This is a genomic window from Halomonas tibetensis, from assembly GCF_042643535.1.
GTDB lineage: Bacteria > Pseudomonadota > Gammaproteobacteria > Pseudomonadales > Halomonadaceae > Halomonas > Halomonas tibetensis.
In genome coordinates, this window is sequence record NZ_JBHRSQ010000007.1 from 134,050 (window position 1) to 151,575 (window position 17,526).

The following is a 17,526-nucleotide window of genomic DNA, read 5'->3' on the forward strand; positions in this document are numbered from 1 at the left end:
GCTCCTTGATGAATCGCCGGGGGCTATTCGGAGGATTATGCCCCGCGGGCGATCACGTCCTGTTCGGCCTTTTCCTTCTCGCGCACCTTGTCGCGAATAAGGCGCTCGAGGTCGTCGACCAGGTGGTCGTTGCTCAGCTTGGTGGCCGGCTTGCCGTCGATGTAGACAAGGTTGGCCGGCGTGCCGCCTGTGAGGCCAATGTCGCTCTCCTTGGCTTCGCCGGGGCCGTTGACCACGCAGCCGATCACCGAGACGTCGAGCGGCGTCATGATGTCCTCGAGTCGTTCCTCCAGGGCGTTCATGGTGCCGATGACATCGAAGTTCTGGCGCGAGCAGCTAGGGCAGGCAATGAAATTGATGCCCTTGGCGCGCAGGCGAAGGCTCTTGAGCATATCGAAGCCGACCTTGATCTCCTCGACGGGGTCGGCGGCAAGCGACACGCGGATAGTGTCGCCAATGCCATCCATCAGCAGCAGGCCCAGGCCGATAGACGACTTGACCGTGCCCGAGCGCAGCCCGCCCGCCTCGGTGATGCCCAGGTGCAGGGGCTGTTCGATCAAACCCGCCAGCTTGCGATAGGCTGCCACCGCCATGAAGACGTCGGAGGCCTTGACGCTGACCTTGTACTCCTGAAAGTCGAGGCGGTCGAGATGGTCGATATGGCGCATAGCGGACTCGACCAGGGCATCCGGAGTAGGCTCGCCGTACTTCTTCTGCAGGTCCTTTTCCAAGGAGCCGGCGTTGACGCCGATGCGAATCGGAATGCCGTTGTCGCGGGCGGCCGAGACCACGGCGCGGACCCGGTCCTCGCGGCCGATGTTGCCGGGGTTGATGCGCAGACAGTCGACCCCGAGCTCTGCCACGCGCAGGGCAATCTTGTAGTCGAAGTGAATGTCCGCTACCAGCGGTACGGCCACCTCACGCTTGATCCTGCCAAAGGCCTCGGCGGCGTCCATATCGGGCACCGAGACACGCACGATGTCGGCGCCGGCACTCTCGAGCTGTCGGATCTGAGCGACGGTGGCGGCCACGTCCAGGGTGTTGGTGTTGGTCATGCTCTGCACGGAAATGGGGGCATCTCCCCCGACCGGCACCTGGCCGACGTGGATCTGACGAGACTTGCGACGAATGATCGTGGATGGAGCATGCATGATGACGAATCAATCTCCCAGGGTGAAGCGAGCGACGTTGTTGGCACCGGCGCGGGCACGGAGGTCGACGCTGTCGCCTGCCCACAGCAATTCCACTCCGGTGGCGTTGCCTACGGTCAGGCGGAAGGGCGGTTCACCTTCGACGCTGGCGGTGGTGCCGGGTTCCTGCAGGCCGACGAAGATGCGCTGGTTGTTGGCATCGAAGATCTCGGTCCAGGATTGCTCGTTGAAGGTCAGCTCAAGCTGGCGTCGGCTGGCGGAGGTCTCGGCGACTTCTTCCTCGACAGCGGCTTGCTCACTGGCGGCTTCGTCGGCCGTCTCGGGTTCGCCATCGGCCAGTGCCAGGGCACCGTCGGTGTTGATCTCGGCGGGCTCTTCGGCCAGGGCACTGGGGTCTTCCACCAGGCCCAGGTTCTCACTCTCTTGGGGCAGCGGGGGCAGGCTCTCGGCGGGAGCCTCTCCCACCACGGGGGCCTCAGGCTCAGTGATGGTGGTGGTGGTGCCGTCCAGACCGTCTACAGCCACTGGGCTGCTGTCACCAATGCCGGGTGGCTCGTTGCCGCCACGGCTCTGCCACCACATCAGTGTCAGACCGATCAGACCGGCGATCACCAGCAGGGTGACCAGCCGGAAGAGCCAGGCACCGATGCGCGATGGCGGCCTGGCGATCTGCACGGGAGTGACGCGACGTTCAACCTCCTCGCCGCCGAAACGGGCGCGGTAGGCGTCGAGAACCGGTTTGTCCTCGATGCCCAGCAAGTGGGCATAGGCGCGTAGGTAGCCGCGCCGATAGGCGGCGACCGGCACCTCCTCGTAGCTGTCTTCCTCCAGCCCGCGAATCACCGCCGGGCGCAGGTTGAGTCCACCGGCCACCTCGGTGACCGAGAGACCCTGGGACTCCCGCTCACTTCTGAGCTGCTCGCCCGGTGAGGCCGAGAAGGCGGTATCCGCTGTGTCCGGTGTCTGGGTGTCGCTCATGGCTGAGCATCCTTCGTCAAAAGTCTTGGATCAGGGCGTGCCGGGACGGCCGTCCAGCTGTTCGGAATAGAAGGCCGCGCTGGCCGGGTCGCCGCGAGCCTCAGCAATCTGCCGAGCCAGGCGCAGCGCCTCTGGGCGGGCCCCGGCCAGTCGGATGAATGAGTTGATCTGCTGTTGGGCAAGATCATGGTTGCCAGCGGCGTACTCGAGCTCGGCCCGAGCGTAGTAGCTGCGCGGGTCGCGTGGGTCGATGTTCTGGGCCCGTTCGAGACTGCTTCGGGCTGCCGCAAGGTCGCCCAGTTCACGCTGACACTGTCCCAGGTTGGCGAACAGCTGGGAGCGGGCCGGATACTGAGCATCATCGGAGGCAAGTTCGAGCTGTTCGCAGGCCTCGCGAATACGCCCCTGGTCGTAAAGAAAGGCCGCATAGTTGTTGCGTCCCCGAGTGAAATTGCGATCTTCAGACAGGGCGCGCTGGAAGGCCTCATCGGCCAGTGCGCGCTCACCCTGACGATGGTAGACCATGGCCATGGCCTGCAGCGCCTCGGGGTCGTTAGGGGCAATCGATAGCGCTCTGTCCAGAGCGCCCATAGCGCGCTGCAAATTGTTGCGCTCCAGATAGGCCACCCCCAACTGGGTATAGGCGTCCGCCGGACTTGCCTCGCGCTCGCCGCCGCCGAGCCCCTGTGGCTGGCTGGCACAGCCAGCCAGCCACAGGCTACCCAGCAGAAGAACCAGAGTGGGCAGTCGCGAGGTGCCGGACAGGCGTGTACGGCGCGTCATGGTGTTCTCCCAGCGGTCGACACAGGGCCCCAGCCGGATGCGGCTTGCAGGCGGGATGATCAAGAGCCTGACCATCAAAGCGTCGTGCCCAGTTGAAGTCAAGGCGGCTTGTCCGCTCAGTCGGCGTCGATCTGGATCGACTTGATGTAGCGCTCGTGTCGCTTGGTACGATCCTTGACCCTGCCCACCAGTTGGCCGCAAGCGGCATCAATGTCTTCACCGCGAGTCGTGCGGATTGGGGCCGTGTAGCCCAACTCATAGAGCCATTGCTGGAAACGCACGCACTGGTTGCGCGAGGGTTTCTCGTAACCCGAATGGGGAAAAGGATTAAAGGGAATCAGGTTGATCTTGCTTGGCAGTTCCCTGAGCAGAGCGGCGAGTTGTTCGGCATGGATCTGCTGGTCGTTAACATCCTTTATCAGGGTGTACTCGATGGTGATCATGCGGGTGTCATCACACTTGGCCAGGTAACGGTGACAGGCATCGAGTAGAGAGCGAATGTTGTACTTGCGGTTGATTGGCACCAGTTCGGTGCGCAACTCATCGGTGGCGGCGTGCAGCGAGATGGCCAGGCTGACGTCGATCTCGTCACCGAGCTTGTCGATCATCGGCACCACGCCGGAGGTGGAGAGGGTGACTCGACGCTTGGAGAGGCCGTAGCCGTCGTCGTCGAGCATCAGTTTCATCGCAGGCACCACATTGTCGTAGTTCATCAGCGGCTCGCCCATGCCCATCATCACGACATTGGTGACCGGGCGATTGGCGGTGTCCTTGCGCGGCCCCACGCTGCGCTGGGCGACCCACACCTGACCGATGATCTCGGCGGCAGTGAGGTTGCGCTGGAAGCCCTGCTTGCCGGTAGAGCAGAAGCTGCAGTCCAGCGAGCAGCCCACCTGGGAGGAGACGCACAGGGTGCGACGCTTGCCGTTATCGGCAGGAATCAGAACCGTTTCGACGTAGCTGCCGTCCTCCACCTCGAGGACCCACTTGCGTGTGCCGTCGCTGGAGGTGCCCTCGTAGACGACCCCGGGGCCGCGAATCTCGGCCACTTCGGCCAGCTTGACGCGTAGCGCCTTGGAAATATTGGTCATGGCCGCGAAGTCGTCACAGCCCTCGTGGTGGATCCACTTCATTACCTGGGCGGCACGGAACTTCTTCTCGCCGACGGAGAGGAAAAAGGCTTCCATCTCCTCGCGGGACATGCCGAGCAGGTTGGTCTTCTGGGGTGCGATATCAGCGGTCATGGCGATCAGCGGGTCTGGAAATGAGGAGCAGGAGAGGCGGAGGCATGGCCCCCGCCCGGGGGTGACGCAATCAGCGCGAGCAGATCTCGTCGGCGCCGAAGAAGTACGCAATCTCGCGCTCGGCGGACTCGGGGGAGTCGGAGCCATGCACGGCGTTGGCGTCGATGGTCTCGGCGAAGTCGGCGCGGATGGTGCCCGGCGCGGCTTCCTTGGGGTTGGTGGCGCCCATCAGCTCACGGTTCTTGGCGATGGCGTCTTGTCCCTCCAGCACCTGCACGACCACCGGGCCGGAGGTCATGAAGCCGACCAGATCCTTGAAGAACGGACGCTCCTTGTGCTCGGCATAGAAGCCGCCGGCCTTGTCGTCGTCGAGCTTGAGCATCTTGGCGGCAACAACCTGAAGGCCGGCCTTCTCAAAGCGGGCGATGATATCGCCGATGGCATTCTTGGCGACGGCGTCGGGCTTGATGATGGACAGGGTGCGCTGGGTAGCCATGGGGGTGTCTCCATTAGGGGGGTGGCGGATGTATAGTGATAACGCCGCGCCGCCCTTAGCTCCCGGGTCGGAAGCGAGGGCGGCGCGTTGGAGCGGTTGAATCGGTCCGGCGGCTTGATGAAGACGCCATAAAGTCGGGTATTGTAACGCCCCGGAGCCGAGTTGAACAATTGTCGCTAAGCGAGGGGCGCGACCCGCGCCAATGCCCAAGCCTAGACGGTGAAGCTCTCTCCGCAGCCGCACTGATCCTTTACGTTGGGGTTGTTGAACCGGAAGAAACGGTTGAGCCCCTCGTTAACATAGTCCACTTCGCTACCGTCGAGCATCTCAAGCGCTTCAGGGGCAACGAAGACCTGCACGCCGTGTTCCTCGAAGCAGATGTCGTCGTCGGCAGCCGCGTCGGCGAAGTCAAGGACGTAGCTGTAGCCGGAGCAGCCGCTGGGCTTGACCGAGACGCGCAGGCCGAGGCCTTCTCCGCGCTCGTCGAGCACGTGGCGGATCTGGTTGGCGGCGTCGGTGGTGATGGTCAGGTGCGCCATGGGTCTCTCCTTGATTCGGTGGGTGGGCCTGAAGTCGATGATATCTGACGTACTGGCTCAGATTGCCTGACGGCGCAAACCCTTGAGGGCGTGGCGTAAGGCAGATAGCGCCGTGTCGATATCGGCGTCGGTGGTGAAGCGCCCGAAGCTGAAGCGTAACGAGGCAAGCGCGAGCTCGCGCGGCAAGCCGATGGCCTTCAATACATAGGACGGCTCGACGCTCGCCGAGTTGCAGGCGGAGCCAGTAGAGAGGGCCACGTCGCGTAGCGCCATCAACAGCGATTCGCCATCGACCCCCTCGAAGGCCAGATTGAGGATGTTGGGCACCGCCGCGTCGATCGTGGTATTGCGATGGATGCCGTTGAAATCTGATAAGCCGTCTAGAAGCCGATCACGTAGCATGGCGATACGAGCCTGGTCGGCCTCGCCTTCGGCGCCGGCCAGGGCGAAGGCCTCTCCCATGCCGACGATTTGATGAGTGGGCAGGGTGCCAGAACGCATGCCCCGCTCGTGACCGCCGCCGTGGATCAACGCCTCGATTCGGACGTCCGGGTGGCGCTTCACATAAAGGGCACCGACGCCCTTGGGGCCGTAGGCCTTGTGGCCGGAGAGCGACATCAGGTCGATGCCAAGACGCTTGACGTCAAGGTTTATGCGTCCCACCGCCTGGGCGGCGTCAACGTGGAAGATGGCACCGCCAGCGTGTGCCACCTCGGAAAGCGCCGCCAAATCGTGAATGACGCCCAACTCGTTATTCACCGCCATCAGCGACACCAGCACGGTGTTTTCGCGCATGGCCTCGCGCAATTGCTCCGGCGCCACACGCCCGTCGCGCCCCGGGGGTAGCCAGGTAACCTCGAAGCCCTCGGCCTCGAGCGCCATGGCCGTGTCCACTACTGCCTTGTGCTCGGCCACGGAGGTGATCAGGTGACGACCACGGTGTCGATTGGCACGCAAGTAGCCGATCAACGCCAAATTGTCTGCCTCGGTAGCGCCGCTGGTCCAGACGATTTCGCGCGGGTCGGCATGGATCAGGTCGGCGACCTGGCGGCGGGCGTTTTCCACTGCCTGTTCGGCTTGCCAGCCCGGCATATGACTGCGCGACGCCGGGTTGGCGAAGATGCCGTCGAGGGTCAAGTGGCGACCCATCAGCTCGGCGACGCGAGGGTCGACGGGCGTGGTGGCGGCGTAGTCGAGATAGACGGGTGTGGTCATGGACTCGTGTGCCGTAAGGCTTTGTTGGGCGCCATCACGGCGCCGAGGCGAAAATATCGATGCCGTCCAGGCGGTCGCGCTGGCGGTTGGCGATCTGCTGAACCTGTTGGCGATCGGCCAGCTGCCCGAGGGTGATGCCTTCCAGAAAGCCGTGAATCTGCTCGGAGAGCTCGCACCATAGATGGTGGGTCAAGCAGGTGTCGCCTTGCTGGCAGTCGGAGAGGCCGCCACAGCGGGTTGCATCCACCGACTCGTCTACCGCGTCGATCACCCGGGCCACCGAGATGGTGTCTGGCGCGCAGGCTAGCAGGTAGCCGCCGCCAGGGCCGCGAACGCTCTCCACCAGTTCGGCTCGACGCAGGCGAGCGAAGAGCTGCTCCAGATAGGAGAGCGATATCTCCTGGCGCTTCGAGATGTCGGCCAGACAGATCGGCCCCGACTTGGCATGCATGGCCAGATCGAGCATGGCGGTGACGGCATAGCGTCCCTTGGTGGTCAGGCGCATTGCAACCTCGGCGCCGAACGGATCGGCGGTCGGTGAACGGGCACTCCGCAGGGAAGCGCGATCAGATAGACATTATGGTAAAGACCTAGCGTGGCGGTCAACCATTAGCCCCGCGACCGTCGTCATCATTTCCTGTGGCAGATGCGGTTTTTGGCGCCGGCGCCTTCTCTGGCATGGCGCAGGCGTCGGCATCGTCGAGGATGTCGGCGAAGTCCTCGTCGCGTAATTCCGGCAGCCGACCGTCACGGTAGCTGGCGTCGACCTTGCGCAGTGTCTGACACATGCGCTCGATGCGTTCGTCCACGGCGTGCATGTGGTCGAGCATCGCCTGGATGGAGCGTGCCACCGGGTCGGGCATGTCCTCGCTGATGCCGTAGGCGTCGAAGCCGAACTTGCGACGCATGGCTTCGCGGCGTTCGGGGTCTACTTCCAGCACCTCCGCATCGTCGGGCTCGGCGCGCTTGACGATCTTGCCAGGAATGCCGACCACGGTAGCGCCGGCGGGAACCTCCTTGGTGACCACGGCGTTGGAGCCGATCTTGGCCCCGGCGCCAACGCTGAAAGGGCCGAGAATCTTGGCGCCGGCGCCAACGATGACGCCGTCTTCCAGGGTAGGGTGGCGTTTGCCCTTGTTCCAGCTGGTGCCTCCCAGGGTCACCCCCTGGTAGAGAGTGACGTCGTCTCCCACCTCGGCGGTCTCACCGATCACTACGCCCATGCCGTGGTCGATGAAGAAGCGCCGCCCGATGCTTGCCCCGGGGTGTATCTCGACACCGGTCATCCAGCGCGAAACGCTGGAGATAGTGCGGGCCAACCACTTGAGATTCTTTCGCCACAGCCAATGGCTGAGGCGATGAATCAGCAGGGCATGCAGGCCCGGATAGTTGGTCAGTACTTCCAGAAAATTGCGGGCCGCAGGGTCGCGGTCAAAAACGCTGTTGATGTCCTCGCGTAGGCGTTGAAACATGCAGCGGTCCTTGGCTGGGGTGGCAGGAGGGAGAGCGGAGCCTTAGGCCGTCGATCACCGGAGTAACGCTTATTAGTGGGGGCGCGGAGCGCCACCTTCAAGGCAAAGCAATGCGGTTACCCGGTCAGGCCACGGTCCGCGTCTCGTTTACCTCTCGTGATGCTGGCCCTTGTCGCTGTTGCGCTCCGGCGTGAGCTTATCGGTATCGGAGAGTATGCCGCGCAGGATATTCAGCTCTATGCGCTCGGGGCGCGCCCTGAGGGTAAAACGGCGCAGTCGGGCCATCAACTGACGCGGCATGGCAGGGTCATGGAAGCCGATGGCGACCAGAGTACGCTCCAGGTGGGCGAAGTAGTGCTCCAGCTCCCCATGGGTGGCCAAGGCCTGGTGAGTCTCTTCGGGTGGGAGTTCCTGCAGGTCCAGCCAGGCCAGGCGGCATTCATAGGCCAGCACCTGGACAGCGGCGGCCAAGTTCAGAGAACTGAAATCCGGGTTGGTGGGGATATGCACGTGGGCATGGCAGCGCTGCAGTTCGGCGTTGGTCAGGCCGCTGTCCTCGCGGCCGAATACCAGCGCCACCCGCGCTTCCCGGCCGGCCAGTTCCATCGGCAGGCGGACTCCCAGGTCGCGGGGAGTGATCATCGGCCAGGGCAGGGTGCGTGAGCGGGCGCTGGCGCCCACCACTAGAGTGCAGTCGGCCACCGCCTGGTCCAGGGTCTCCATGACCGTGGCGCCGTTAACCAGGTGATCGGCCCCGGAGGCCCGCGAGACGCTGTCGGCGGTAACGGCTGTACAGCGTGGCGCTACCAGCGCCAGGTCGGAAAGCCCCATGTTATGCATGGCGCGGGCGGCGCCGCCAATATTGCCGGGGTGGCTGGTGCCAATCAGGACGATACGGATGCGGTCGAGCATGGTGAGCTTCCTGGGGCGAAACAAGACGAGGCGAAATAAATCGGACCGATGAATCTGGGCCAGGAGTCTAGCATGTTGGCTGTGGCCTGCCTCCTGATCAGTCTCGATCCGGCGTGGCGGAATTGGGCAGGGTCTGCTAGCATTCGCGCCCATTGTTTGAACGAATATGTTCCAACGAAAAGTTTCCGTGAACACCCCGTTCTTTAACACCACCGACTCCTCAAGGCCCGATCATGCATCCGATGGTCCAATATGCTCTGCGCGCCACGCGCAGCGCCGGCGAACAGTTTTTGCGCATTCGCGAGCGTATCGAGAATGCCCACGAAGAGAGCAGCCTCGACCGACTGCTTGAGGACGCCGCCCGTAACGCCGAGACGCTGATCGTTCGTCAACTTTCGCGTGGCTATCCCCAGCACGGTGTCGTTGGACGCTTCACTCCCCATCGTGTCGGAGAGGGAGACGGCGCCGACACGCTCTGGAAGATCGAACCCTTTCACGGCTACTCCAATCTTGGCGTGGCCGCATCGGGCTTTGCCTTGTCGGTGGTCTGCCTGGTCAAGGGCCGTCCAGAGCATGCGGTGGTGGTCTGCCCCTTCAGCGACGACGAGTACCTGGCCAGCCGCGGCCGCGGTGCCCAGCATAATGACAAGCGCATTCGCGTGCCCAAGACCTTGGCGGTGGACGGTGCGCGCATCGCCATGGGGCTGCCCGAGACCTGGCTGCGCACGCGTCACCTGCCGTCCTACCTGACGCTGGTGCAGCAGCTCGGCCCGGTAATCGAAGTGCAGTGCGCCACGGGCAGCGGCCTGTTAGATCTGGCAGAGCTGGCCGCCGGTCGTGCCGATGCCGCCTTTGTGCTGGGCCTGGAGGAGCAGGACATGCATGTTGGCAGCCTGCTGCTGAAGGAAGCGGGTGCACTGATGGGCACCCCCGACGGACAGCCCAAGGTTGAAGTGGAAGGTAGGCTGATGGCCGCGGGCCCGCGCCTCTACAAGAGTCTGGTGCAGCAGCTCAAGCCGCACTTCTGAGCCTTCGGCCTCGAGATTCGCATTACCAACGGCTAGTAACGGCGTCGACAGTAACGATAAACCCCCGCAGGGTATTCCCTGCGGGGGTTTTTTCATTGGGGTTCAGTGAAGATGCCCTGGCAGCCCGCTGCAGTCAGGGCAGCTCCTCCTCGGCCTCGGCATCTTCTTTCTTGGGTGGCATAAGATCGGCGCGCTGCAGTTTCACGGCGATCAGCAGGGCCGCGGCCACGTAGATGGAGGAAAAGGTGCCGACCACTACGCCGATAATCAGGGCGATCGAGAACTGGTGAATCATATCCCCGCCCAGGAGCAGCAGCGCAAGCAGCACCAGCAGGGTGGTGCCGGAAGTCGCCAGGGTGCGCGACAGGGTCATGTTGATCGCTTCGTTGAAGATCGCTGGCATATCGTCGAGGCGTGACTTGCGTATGGTCTCGCGAATGCGGTCATAGACCACAATGGTGTCGTTAAGCGAGTAGCCGATCACCGCCAGCAGCGCCGCGAGCACGGTGAGGTCGAAGTCGAGCTGGAACATCGAGAAGATGCCAACCACGATGACCACGTCATGCATCAGGGCCAGCAAGGCACCGATGGCGAACTTGTACTGAAAGCGAAACGCCACGTAGAGCATCACAATGCCCAGTGCCACCAGCAGGCCCAGACCACTTTGATCGCGCAGCTGTTCGCCCACCTGGGCGCCAACGAACTCGGCGCGCACCAGTTCGACGCCTTCACCGCTGTCACGCAGCAGGGCCACCACTTGGTCGCCCACTTGCGCATCGAAGGCCTGCTGCAGGCGAATCAGCACCTCGGTGGAAGCGCCAAAGGTCTGCACCGAGACGTCGCGGAAATCAGCGTTTTCCAGGGTCTGACGCACGGCTTCGAGAGAAGGTGCCACAGCGTAGCGTACCTCCACCAGGGTGCCGCCAGTGAAGTCCAGCCCCAGGTTGAGCTGCTGAAACAGCAGCGAGACGATCGACGCCAGGATCAACAGGCCGGAAATCGCGAAGGCGATCCGCCGCTTGCCCATGAAGTCGAACTGTCGGTTGATGAGGGCTTTCATGACCACCTCTTATATCCAGAGCTTTTTGACCGGCTTTCCGCCGTAGACGAGGTTCACCATCGCGCGAGTCACCAGCAGGGCGGTGAACAGCGAGGTGATGATTCCCAACGACAGAGTCACCGCGAAGCCCTTGACCGGCCCGGTGCCGATCGAGAACAGGATCACCGCCACCAGCAGGGTGGTGACATTGGCGTCGACGATAGAGGTGAAAGCGCGCTCGTAGCCGGCGTGGATCGCCTGCTGCACCGACAGCCCTTCGCGCAGCTCCTCGCGTATGCGTTCGAATATCAAGACGTTGGCGTCCACCGCCATGCCCAGCGTCAGCACGATGCCGGCGATGCCGGGCAGGGTAAGAGTGGCGCCGAGCATCGACATGGCCGCCATCAACAGCGTCAGGTTGAGGGCCAGCGCCACGTTGGCGATGATGCCGAACACCTTGTAGCGGATCAGCATGAACAGCACCACCAGCAGCAGGCCGATCTGCACGGACATCACGCCGCGCTTGATGTTCTCGGCGCCCAGGCTCGGCCCGATGGTACGCTCCTGCACGAAGTAGATGGGCGCGGCCAGCGAGCCCGAGCGTAGCAGCAAAGAGAGCTCGGCGGCTTCCGTGGGCGAGTCGAGCCCGGTGATGCGGAAGCTGTTTCCCAGTGCACTCTGGATGGTGGCCAGGCTGATCAGGCCGCGCTCGGTGTAGGGCTCGCGGACAATGACCTCTTCGCCATCGACCACTTCCACGCTGTCGCGGGTCTTGTGCTCAATGAACAGCACCGCCATGTTGCGGCCAATGTTGGTGCGAGTGGCGCGGTTCATCAGGGTGCCGCCGGTGCCATCCAGATTGATGTTGACCTGGGGGCGACCGTTCTCGTCGAAGCTGCGGCTGGCGTTGGAGACGCTGTCGCCGGTGATGATCACGTCGCGCATCAGGTCGGCGCTGCGCGCCTCGGCGTTGCGAAACGAGAAGGTCTCGGTCTCGGCGTTCGGGGTGTCCGGACGCGCCTCGAGGCGGAACTCCAGGTTGGCGGTAGCGCCTACCACCCGCTTGGCGGCAACGGTGTCCTGTACGCCCGGCAGCTCCACCACGATGCGATCAGGGCCCTGACGCTGCACCATCGGCTCGGCCACGCCCAGTTCGTTCACCCGGTTGCGCAACGTGGTGAGGTTCTGGTTGATGGCATAGTCCTGAATCTCATTGACCGCCTGGTCGGTGAGGGTCATGGCCAGGGACGCGCCGCGGCCGTCACCGATGTTCTGGTAGTCGAACTCGCCGAACTCACGGCTGATCAGGCGCCGGGCCGCGTCGCGGTCCTCCTCGTTGGTGAAGGTCAACGTCAAGGTGCGGTCGTCGATCTCCGTGCCGCGGTAGCGGATGCGCTCGCTGCGCAGCTGTTCGCGCATGGCGCTGGCGTTGACCTCCAGGCGCTGAGTCACCGCGGCGTCCATGTCCACCTCCAGAAGGAAGTGCACGCCGCCACGCAGATCGAGGCCCAGTGTCATTGGCGAGGCGGAAAGCGCCTGCAGCCACCCCGGGGTGGACTCGGCGAGATTCAGTGCCACCACGAAGTCGTCGTCGAGCATGGCGACGATGCGGTCGCGGGCCTGGAGCTGCTCGTCGGCGTCGCCGAGGCGAATCAGTACGCTGTTCTCGCTGCTTTCCACGGCCTTGATGGTGATGCCTGCCTCGCGCAGGGAGTCCTGGATGCGTTCGAGCTGGCGTTGATCGAGGGTGGCATCACCTCGGCCGCTGCTTATCTGTACCGCCGGATCCTCTGGATAGAGGTTGGGCAGCGAATAGACCAGGCCGATGGCGAGGACGATCAGTATCAGCAGATACTTCCACATTGGGTAACGGTTGAGCATGCGAGCCCTGCCCTCAGGTTGCTGACAACGTTTGCTGACAACGTGTGTTGCGGACGTTAGGAAGATGACGTTTAAACGTCATGATCGCCACGGGGTTGCCGTGGCGATCAAAAACGGCCCCGCCGATGGGCGGGGCCGGAAGGACATGATTCAGATGGCCTTGATGGTGCCCTTGGGCAGCACCGCTGCCACTGCGTTCTTCTGCACGTTGACCTGTGTGCCCTCGGCGATCTCCAGAGTCAGGAACTCGCTGTCGTCGCTCACCTTGGTGATGCGACCCAGGACGCCACCGCCGATGACGATCTCGTCGCCCTTGGAGAGCCCGCCGATCAGCTGCTTGTGTTGCTTGGCGCGCTTGGCCTGGGGACGCCACAGCAGAAAGTAGAAGATCAGTACAAAGCCGAGCAGCATGACGATCTGGGCGATGCCGCCACCGGCAGCGCCGGCGTCCTGGGCCATGGCCGAGGAAATAAAGAAGTCCAGCATTTATGACAATCTCCTAGGTAATGAAAGTAGAAAGTTTTTCGGCCGGCCATGGGGCCGACCGCGAGTTAATTCGGGGTGGGAGGCATCGGTAAACCACGCCTTGCATAGAAGCCTTCCACGAAGTTCGCCAATGTACCCGCTTCGATGGCACCGCGCAAACCGGCCATCAGACGCTGATAGTGGCGCAAGTTGTGGATAGTGTTGAGCATCGAGCCGAGCATTTCGCCACAGCGATCCAGGTGGTGCAGGTAGGCTCGGGAGAAGTGCTGACAGGTGTAGCAGTCGCACCCCGTCTCCAGCGGGCCGGTATCGTGGCGGTGCTTGGCGTTGCGGATCTTCACCGTCCCTTCGGCGGTGAACAGGTGGCCGTTTCTGGCGTTGCGAGTGGGCATCACGCAATCGAACATGTCGATACCCCGCCGCACGCCTTCTACCAGATCCTCGGGCTTGCCTACGCCCATCAGATAGCGGGGCTTGTCATCCGGCATCCAGGTGGGCAGGTAATTCAGCACCTGGATCATCTCTTCCTTGGGCTCGCCCACCGATAGGCCTCCGATGGCCAGGCCGTCGAAACCGATCTCCATGAGACCCGCCAGCGAGGCCTTGCGTAGCTGTGGGTGCATGCCACCCTGAATGATGCCGAACAGCGCCGAGGGTGAGATCCCATGGGCGTCACGGGAGCGCTGTGCCCAGCGCAGCGAGCGCTCCATGGAGAGGCGCGCCTCCTTCTCGCTAGCCGGGTAGGGCGTGCACTCGTCGAAGATCATCACCACGTCGGACCCCAGCGAACGCTGCACGGCCATGGACTCCTCGGGCCCCATGAACACCTTGTCGCCGTCCACGGGCGAACGAAAGTGCACGCCCTGCTCGGTGATCTTGCGCATGGCGCCGAGCGAGAAGACCTGAAAGCCACCCGAGTCGGTGAGGATTGGTTTTTGCCATTGAGCAAAGTCGTGCAGGTCGCCGTGGGCCTCGATCACCTCCATGCCGGGCCGCAGCCACAGATGGAAGGTGTTGCCGAGGATGATATCGGCGCCGATCTCCTCCACGGAGCCCGGGGTCATTCCCTTGACGGTGCCGTAGGTGCCCACCGGCATGAAGGCAGGGGTTTCCACGGTGCCGCGCGGGAAGGTGAGGCGGCCACGGCGCGCCCGGCCATCGCTGGCCAGTCGCTCGAAGGTCATGAAGCATTCATTACGCATGAGAATCTCGAGTCAGGAACGCCGGCGAGTGAGAAACATCGCATCGCCATAGCTGAAGAAAGCGTAGCGTTCGGCCACCGCCTCGCGGTAGGCCGCCAGGGTGGTATCAAAGCCAGCGAAGGAGGCCACCAGCATCAGCAGGGTGGATTCTGGCAGATGAAAGTTGGTGATCAGGGCATCGACGCAGCGCCACGCGTAGCCCGGGTAGATAAAAATGTCGGTCTCGCCGCTGTAGGGGGCGATCTCGCCACACTCGCTATTGGCGCAGGCGCTCTCCAGACAGCGCACGCTGGTGGTACCTACGGCGATGACGCGTTTGCCACGGGCCCGGGCGGTGCGTACCTGCTCGCAGGTAGCCTCGTTCACCTCTAGCCACTCGCTGTGCATGACATGCTCGCGGATGTCGTCGACGCGGACAGGTTGGAAGGTGCCGGCGCCCACATGGAGGGTGACGAAGGCGCGCTCCACGCCTTTGGCGGCCAGCGCCTCGAGCAGGGGCTCGTCGAAGTGCAGCCCGGCGGTAGGAGCGGCGACGGCTCCGTCGCGGCGCGCGTAAACTGTCTGGTAGCGCTCACGGTCGCTGCGCTCGTCGGCCCGGTCGATGTAGGGCGGCAGCGGCATATGGCCATGCTGCTCCAGCAGCTCGATTAACGGCGTCTCGCCAAGGAAGCGCAGCTCGAACAGGGCGTCGCGACGTCTCTCGACCACGGCGCGCACGTCGCCCTCGAAGATCAGCTCGGTGCCGGGTTTAGGTGACTTGCTCGAGCGCAGGTGGGCCAGGCCACGGTGGGCGTCCAGGGGGCGCTCCAGCAGCATCTCCACCCGGCCACCGCTGGCCTTGTGGCCGAGCAGTCGCGCCGGGATCACTCGGGTATCATTGAACACCAGCAGGTCGCCAGGCTCCAGCAGTGAGAGCAGGTCTGGAAACCGGCGGTGGGTCAACTCGCTAGTCTCGCCGTCGACGCAGAGCAGTCGGCAGTCGGTGCGCTGCTCGGAGGGATAGCGGGCGATCAGCTCGTCGGGGAGCTCGAAGGAAAAGTCGGCGCGCTGCATGGTCGGTATCGGGATCCGGTAGCTCGGGGCAAGCCGCTTAGGATACCGGCTCGATGGCGCGAAGTCAGGTATGAGATTGACCTGCTGCCAAGCCCACGTATAATACGCCTCGCGTTGCCGGCGTGGCGGAATTGGTAGACGCAGTGGATTCAAAATCCACCGGGGGCAACCCCTTGCCGGTTCGAGTCCGGCCGCCGGTACCAAGCAACCTATGAACCTGGATGGCATTCGGGTTCAACGGGTTAGAGGCCTAGATCAGATTCTAAGGTGTGTCACTCCGGTGATCCACTCCCGAGGTCTGACATGCCTTAGTGAACCTACCTAACGCGCAGGCGTCACCGCACGAACTGGTATGCACGTATTGTCATTCCCCATGACCTCCGCTTTGCCTACGCCCAACGTCGCGAAATCCGCAAGACCCTCTATACACCCTGCAAGGTGACTGCTCGTCGTCGTGCCATGCTTCTGTGGCTGGCGTATCACCAGGTGTCCGAGTCTCCACGTAACGGTCACGCATGAGGCATTGCCCCTGACTGGCATGCCTTGGTCTCACTGGCGTCTACACCCCCTGGTCAAGGGGTAGGCCTTACTCCCAAAGCAAGCCTGGCGTCATTTGCTCGCCACTGCGCCGAGCGTGCAAGTTTGCCGGCATCGTCAAGCGTGACCGCTGGGCGATGGAGACGTTAAGCGCAAAGGCCAGCGCCAGCGCCAGCGCCCTGCTGGCGGCCACTCATAGTGAAGCAGAACGCGGCAAGACGCAGGTCATCAATGACCTGATCATTTTTTCACTGGTCGCGATTGGTTCCCCGATGTTGGAGCAACTGCTGCATCATCCTGGCGGGGAAACCTTCAATCTCACCATGTTGACGCCTATCCTGATGATCACTGTGGCGCTGATGAGCTGGCATAAAAAGCCGGTCAGAAAACGCACAGCGTCAGTGCCTGAAACGCGTCATCTAGGAAACTTTAATTTGTAATGAAGCTGTCATGGGTAATTCGTAGTGTCTGGTTTTAATTAATAAATTAATCACCATCCTGCCTATTGCCAATGGAGTTCACGTCATGAAAAAGCCCATGTTGTTCAACCGAACCCTACTTGTCCTTGCGATCGGTGGTTCATTGACAGCCAATGTGGCGATGGCCAGCCCCGCTGACAGCTGCCCTTCTCCTCTGAAAATGGCGGATACCGGCATTGAAGGCATGGGCTCACTGGAAGAAGCCTTTGCTCCTTTTGCCGAAACCTTTGAAACCCTGACAGGCGTGGAGCTCGAGCTTTACTCACTGGCTAACCGCACCGCTGCCGGCACCGCCCTGCAGTTCGATGAAGTGGATATGGTCTTCGCTGGGCCGTCTGAGTTTGTGCTATTTGAAACTCTCACTGAACTCGACTTTCTCTTTTCAGTTGTCCGCCCTAACTACGGCTCCAGTTTTGTGGTCAAGGCAGATAGCGGTATCGAAAGCCTCAGTGATCTGGCCGACAAGCGTGTTGCGCTGAAGGATGTTGGTTCCACATCAGGCCACATTTTCCCGATGAAACTGCTCTCCGAAGCTGGGCTCAACCCGGATGAAATGGACATCGTCATGGCCGGCGACGCCCGCATTCAGGTGCTGATCAACGATGACGTAGCAGCCATGGGTGGCGGCAACAAGGACTGGGATGCTGTTCGCAAGCAAGACCCCGATACCGAATATCGCCTGCTCGCCCAAACTGACACCCTTCCCGGTGATCCGGTGATCATGCGTGCCTCCTTGCCCCAGGAATGCCGCGATGCATTGCGCAGCACCCTGGTCGATCACAGCGATCAAGTCTGGGATTCCCTGACCTCGACTGAACGCAACGCAGACAAGTTCATTGAGCGTGACGCCTACCTGTCGTTTGAAACGGATCCGGCCATCTACCAGCAGGTTCGCGAAGCTTACGAAATCGCCGGCATCCCGCTCGACGAGTGATCTTCAGGGTCAGGCAATCGCTATGGCCTGACCGCGCATTATCCCAAGCTACTCCGGTCATCGGGGTAGCTTTTTTGCTGTTTTCACTTGAAGGAAT

Annotated in this window: 18 protein-coding genes, 1 tRNA gene and 1 pseudogene; 5 read left to right on the forward strand and 15 right to left on the reverse strand. The window is 62.7% G+C overall.

The window, feature by feature from the left end:
• Window positions 1-35 precede the first annotated feature (35 nt).
• From ispG to trmJ, 10 genes are all read right to left on the reverse strand, one after another.
• Complete coding sequence (ispG, locus tag ACFODV_RS03450; protein WP_379754714.1) at window positions 36-1,151, reverse strand: flavodoxin-dependent (E)-4-hydroxy-3-methylbut-2-enyl-diphosphate synthase; 1,116 nt, start codon at window positions 1,149-1,151, stop codon at window positions 36-38.
• 9 nt (window positions 1,152-1,160) lie between these two features.
• Window positions 1,161-2,129 carry a RodZ domain-containing protein gene (locus tag ACFODV_RS03455; protein WP_379754717.1) on the reverse strand — a complete coding sequence of 323 codons (969 nt, stop codon included), beginning with the start codon at window positions 2,127-2,129 and terminating at the stop codon, window positions 1,161-1,163.
• Between the two features lie 30 nt (window positions 2,130-2,159).
• Window positions 2,160-2,912 carry a type IV pilus biogenesis/stability protein PilW gene (pilW, locus tag ACFODV_RS03460; RefSeq protein ID WP_379754720.1) on the reverse strand — a complete coding sequence of 251 codons (753 nt, stop codon included), beginning with the start codon at window positions 2,910-2,912 and terminating at the stop codon, window positions 2,160-2,162.
• Window positions 2,913-3,028: 116 nt separating this feature from the next.
• Complete coding sequence (gene rlmN, locus ACFODV_RS03465) at window positions 3,029-4,156, reverse strand: 23S rRNA (adenine(2503)-C(2))-methyltransferase RlmN (RefSeq protein WP_379754723.1); 1,128 nt, start codon at window positions 4,154-4,156, stop codon at window positions 3,029-3,031.
• A 70-nt stretch (window positions 4,157-4,226) separates the two neighbouring features.
• Window positions 4,227-4,652: a nucleoside-diphosphate kinase gene (gene ndk, locus ACFODV_RS03470; protein WP_379754726.1), complete on the reverse strand. Its 426-nt coding sequence runs from the start codon at window positions 4,650-4,652 to the stop codon at window positions 4,227-4,229.
• 212 nt (window positions 4,653-4,864) lie between these two features.
• The gene (locus ACFODV_RS03475; protein WP_379754729.1) at window positions 4,865-5,191 is read right to left on the reverse strand and encodes a HesB/IscA family protein; all 327 of its coding nucleotides are present in this window, start codon (window positions 5,189-5,191) and stop codon (window positions 4,865-4,867) included.
• A gap of 57 nt (window positions 5,192-5,248) precedes the next feature.
• Entirely contained in the window at window positions 5,249-6,406 is a 1,158-nt protein-coding gene (locus tag ACFODV_RS03480; protein WP_379754732.1) for an IscS subfamily cysteine desulfurase, read from the reverse strand.
• A 34-nt stretch (window positions 6,407-6,440) separates the two neighbouring features.
• Window positions 6,441-6,911, reverse strand: coding sequence for a Fe-S cluster assembly transcriptional regulator IscR (gene iscR / locus ACFODV_RS03485; RefSeq protein WP_379754735.1), 471 nt, complete (start codon window positions 6,909-6,911; stop codon window positions 6,441-6,443).
• Window positions 6,912-7,008: 97 nt separating this feature from the next.
• Entirely contained in the window at window positions 7,009-7,878 is an 870-nt protein-coding gene (gene cysE / locus ACFODV_RS03490) for a serine O-acetyltransferase (RefSeq protein WP_379754738.1), read from the reverse strand.
• A 147-nt stretch (window positions 7,879-8,025) separates the two neighbouring features.
• Window positions 8,026-8,790 carry a tRNA (cytosine(32)/uridine(32)-2'-O)-methyltransferase TrmJ gene (gene trmJ, locus ACFODV_RS03495; RefSeq protein WP_379754741.1) on the reverse strand — a complete coding sequence of 255 codons (765 nt, stop codon included), beginning with the start codon at window positions 8,788-8,790 and terminating at the stop codon, window positions 8,026-8,028.
• Window positions 8,791-9,023: 233 nt separating this feature from the next.
• Between trmJ and ACFODV_RS03500 the strand changes: the two genes are divergently transcribed.
• Entirely contained in the window at window positions 9,024-9,818 is a 795-nt protein-coding gene (locus ACFODV_RS03500) for an inositol monophosphatase family protein (RefSeq protein WP_379754744.1), read from the forward strand.
• A 133-nt stretch (window positions 9,819-9,951) separates the two neighbouring features.
• Here ACFODV_RS03500 and secF read toward each other — a convergent pair whose 3' ends face one another.
• The 5 genes from secF to queA form a co-directional block, all read right to left on the reverse strand.
• Window positions 9,952-10,878 (reverse strand): protein translocase subunit SecF, encoded by a 927-nt coding sequence (gene secF, locus ACFODV_RS03505; protein WP_379754747.1) that lies wholly within the window; start codon window positions 10,876-10,878, stop codon window positions 9,952-9,954.
• 9 nt (window positions 10,879-10,887) lie between these two features.
• Window positions 10,888-12,738, reverse strand: a complete 1,851-nt coding sequence (secD, locus tag ACFODV_RS03510; protein ID WP_379754750.1) for a protein translocase subunit SecD — start codon at window positions 12,736-12,738, stop codon at window positions 10,888-10,890.
• A gap of 150 nt (window positions 12,739-12,888) precedes the next feature.
• Window positions 12,889-13,224 (reverse strand): preprotein translocase subunit YajC, encoded by a 336-nt coding sequence (gene yajC, locus ACFODV_RS03515; RefSeq protein ID WP_379754753.1) that lies wholly within the window; start codon window positions 13,222-13,224, stop codon window positions 12,889-12,891.
• Between the two features lie 65 nt (window positions 13,225-13,289).
• On the reverse strand, window positions 13,290-14,408 hold the full coding sequence (tgt, locus tag ACFODV_RS03520) for a tRNA guanosine(34) transglycosylase Tgt (protein ID WP_449271882.1): 1,119 nt from the start codon (window positions 14,406-14,408) through the stop codon (window positions 13,290-13,292).
• A gap of 30 nt (window positions 14,409-14,438) precedes the next feature.
• A complete protein-coding gene (gene queA, locus ACFODV_RS03525; protein ID WP_379754759.1) occupies window positions 14,439-15,479 on the reverse strand; it encodes a tRNA preQ1(34) S-adenosylmethionine ribosyltransferase-isomerase QueA in 1,041 nt (346 codons plus the stop codon).
• Between the two features lie 116 nt (window positions 15,480-15,595).
• Here queA and ACFODV_RS03530 point away from each other — a divergent pair.
• The 4 genes and pseudogenes from ACFODV_RS03530 (at window position 15,596) to ACFODV_RS03545 (ending at window position 17,429) form a co-directional block, all read left to right on the forward strand.
• Window positions 15,596-15,682: transfer RNA gene (locus ACFODV_RS03530), tRNA-Leu, on the forward strand.
• Window positions 15,683-15,809: 127 nt separating this feature from the next.
• A pseudogene (locus ACFODV_RS03535) lies at window positions 15,810-15,998 on the forward strand (DUF6538 domain-containing protein); the annotation flags it as partial.
• A 155-nt stretch (window positions 15,999-16,153) separates the two neighbouring features.
• A complete protein-coding gene (locus tag ACFODV_RS03540; RefSeq protein ID WP_379754761.1) occupies window positions 16,154-16,456 on the forward strand; it encodes a hypothetical protein in 303 nt (100 codons plus the stop codon).
• Window positions 16,457-16,541: 85 nt separating this feature from the next.
• Window positions 16,542-17,429, forward strand: a complete 888-nt coding sequence (locus ACFODV_RS03545; protein ID WP_379754764.1) for a phosphate/phosphite/phosphonate ABC transporter substrate-binding protein — start codon at window positions 16,542-16,544, stop codon at window positions 17,427-17,429.
• The last annotated feature ends 97 nt before the right edge of the window (window positions 17,430-17,526 follow it).

Excerpts from the sequence above, each read along its gene's own strand:
- ACFODV_RS03475 (WP_379754729.1), bottom strand. The coding sequence starts at position 5,191 with ATGGCGCACCTGACCATCACCACCGACGCCGCCAACCAGATCCGCCAC.
- ACFODV_RS03500 (WP_379754744.1), top strand. The coding sequence starts at position 9,024 with ATGCATCCGATGGTCCAATATGCTCTGCGCGCCACGCGCAGCGCCGGC.
- rlmN (WP_379754723.1), bottom strand. The coding sequence starts at position 4,156 with ATGACCGCTGATATCGCACCCCAGAAGACCAACCTGCTCGGCATGTCC.
- ACFODV_RS03540 (WP_379754761.1), top strand. The coding sequence starts at position 16,154 with ATGGAGACGTTAAGCGCAAAGGCCAGCGCCAGCGCCAGCGCCCTGCTG.
- secF (WP_379754747.1), bottom strand. The coding sequence starts at position 10,878 with ATGAAAGCCCTCATCAACCGACAGTTCGACTTCATGGGCAAGCGGCGG.
- ACFODV_RS03480 (WP_379754732.1), bottom strand. The coding sequence starts at position 6,406 with ATGACCACACCCGTCTATCTCGACTACGCCGCCACCACGCCCGTCGAC.
- queA (WP_379754759.1), bottom strand. The coding sequence starts at position 15,479 with ATGCAGCGCGCCGACTTTTCCTTCGAGCTCCCCGACGAGCTGATCGCC.
- secD (WP_379754750.1), bottom strand. The coding sequence starts at position 12,738 with ATGCTCAACCGTTACCCAATGTGGAAGTATCTGCTGATACTGATCGTC.
- ndk (WP_379754726.1), bottom strand. The coding sequence starts at position 4,652 with ATGGCTACCCAGCGCACCCTGTCCATCATCAAGCCCGACGCCGTCGCC.
- iscR (WP_379754735.1), bottom strand. The coding sequence starts at position 6,911 with ATGCGCCTGACCACCAAGGGACGCTATGCCGTCACCGCCATGCTCGAT.
- ACFODV_RS03545 (WP_379754764.1), top strand. The coding sequence starts at position 16,542 with ATGAAAAAGCCCATGTTGTTCAACCGAACCCTACTTGTCCTTGCGATC.
- yajC (WP_379754753.1), bottom strand. The coding sequence starts at position 13,224 with ATGCTGGACTTCTTTATTTCCTCGGCCATGGCCCAGGACGCCGGCGCT.
- ispG (WP_379754714.1), bottom strand. The coding sequence starts at position 1,151 with ATGCATGCTCCATCCACGATCATTCGTCGCAAGTCTCGTCAGATCCAC.
- pilW (WP_379754720.1), bottom strand. The coding sequence starts at position 2,912 with ATGACGCGCCGTACACGCCTGTCCGGCACCTCGCGACTGCCCACTCTG.
- tgt (WP_449271882.1), bottom strand. The coding sequence starts at position 14,408 with ATGACCTTCGAGCGACTGGCCAGCGATGGCCGGGCGCGCCGTGGCCGC.
- cysE (WP_379754738.1), bottom strand. The coding sequence starts at position 7,878 with ATGTTTCAACGCCTACGCGAGGACATCAACAGCGTTTTTGACCGCGAC.
- trmJ (WP_379754741.1), bottom strand. The coding sequence starts at position 8,790 with ATGCTCGACCGCATCCGTATCGTCCTGATTGGCACCAGCCACCCCGGC.
- ACFODV_RS03455 (WP_379754717.1), bottom strand. The coding sequence starts at position 2,129 with ATGAGCGACACCCAGACACCGGACACAGCGGATACCGCCTTCTCGGCC.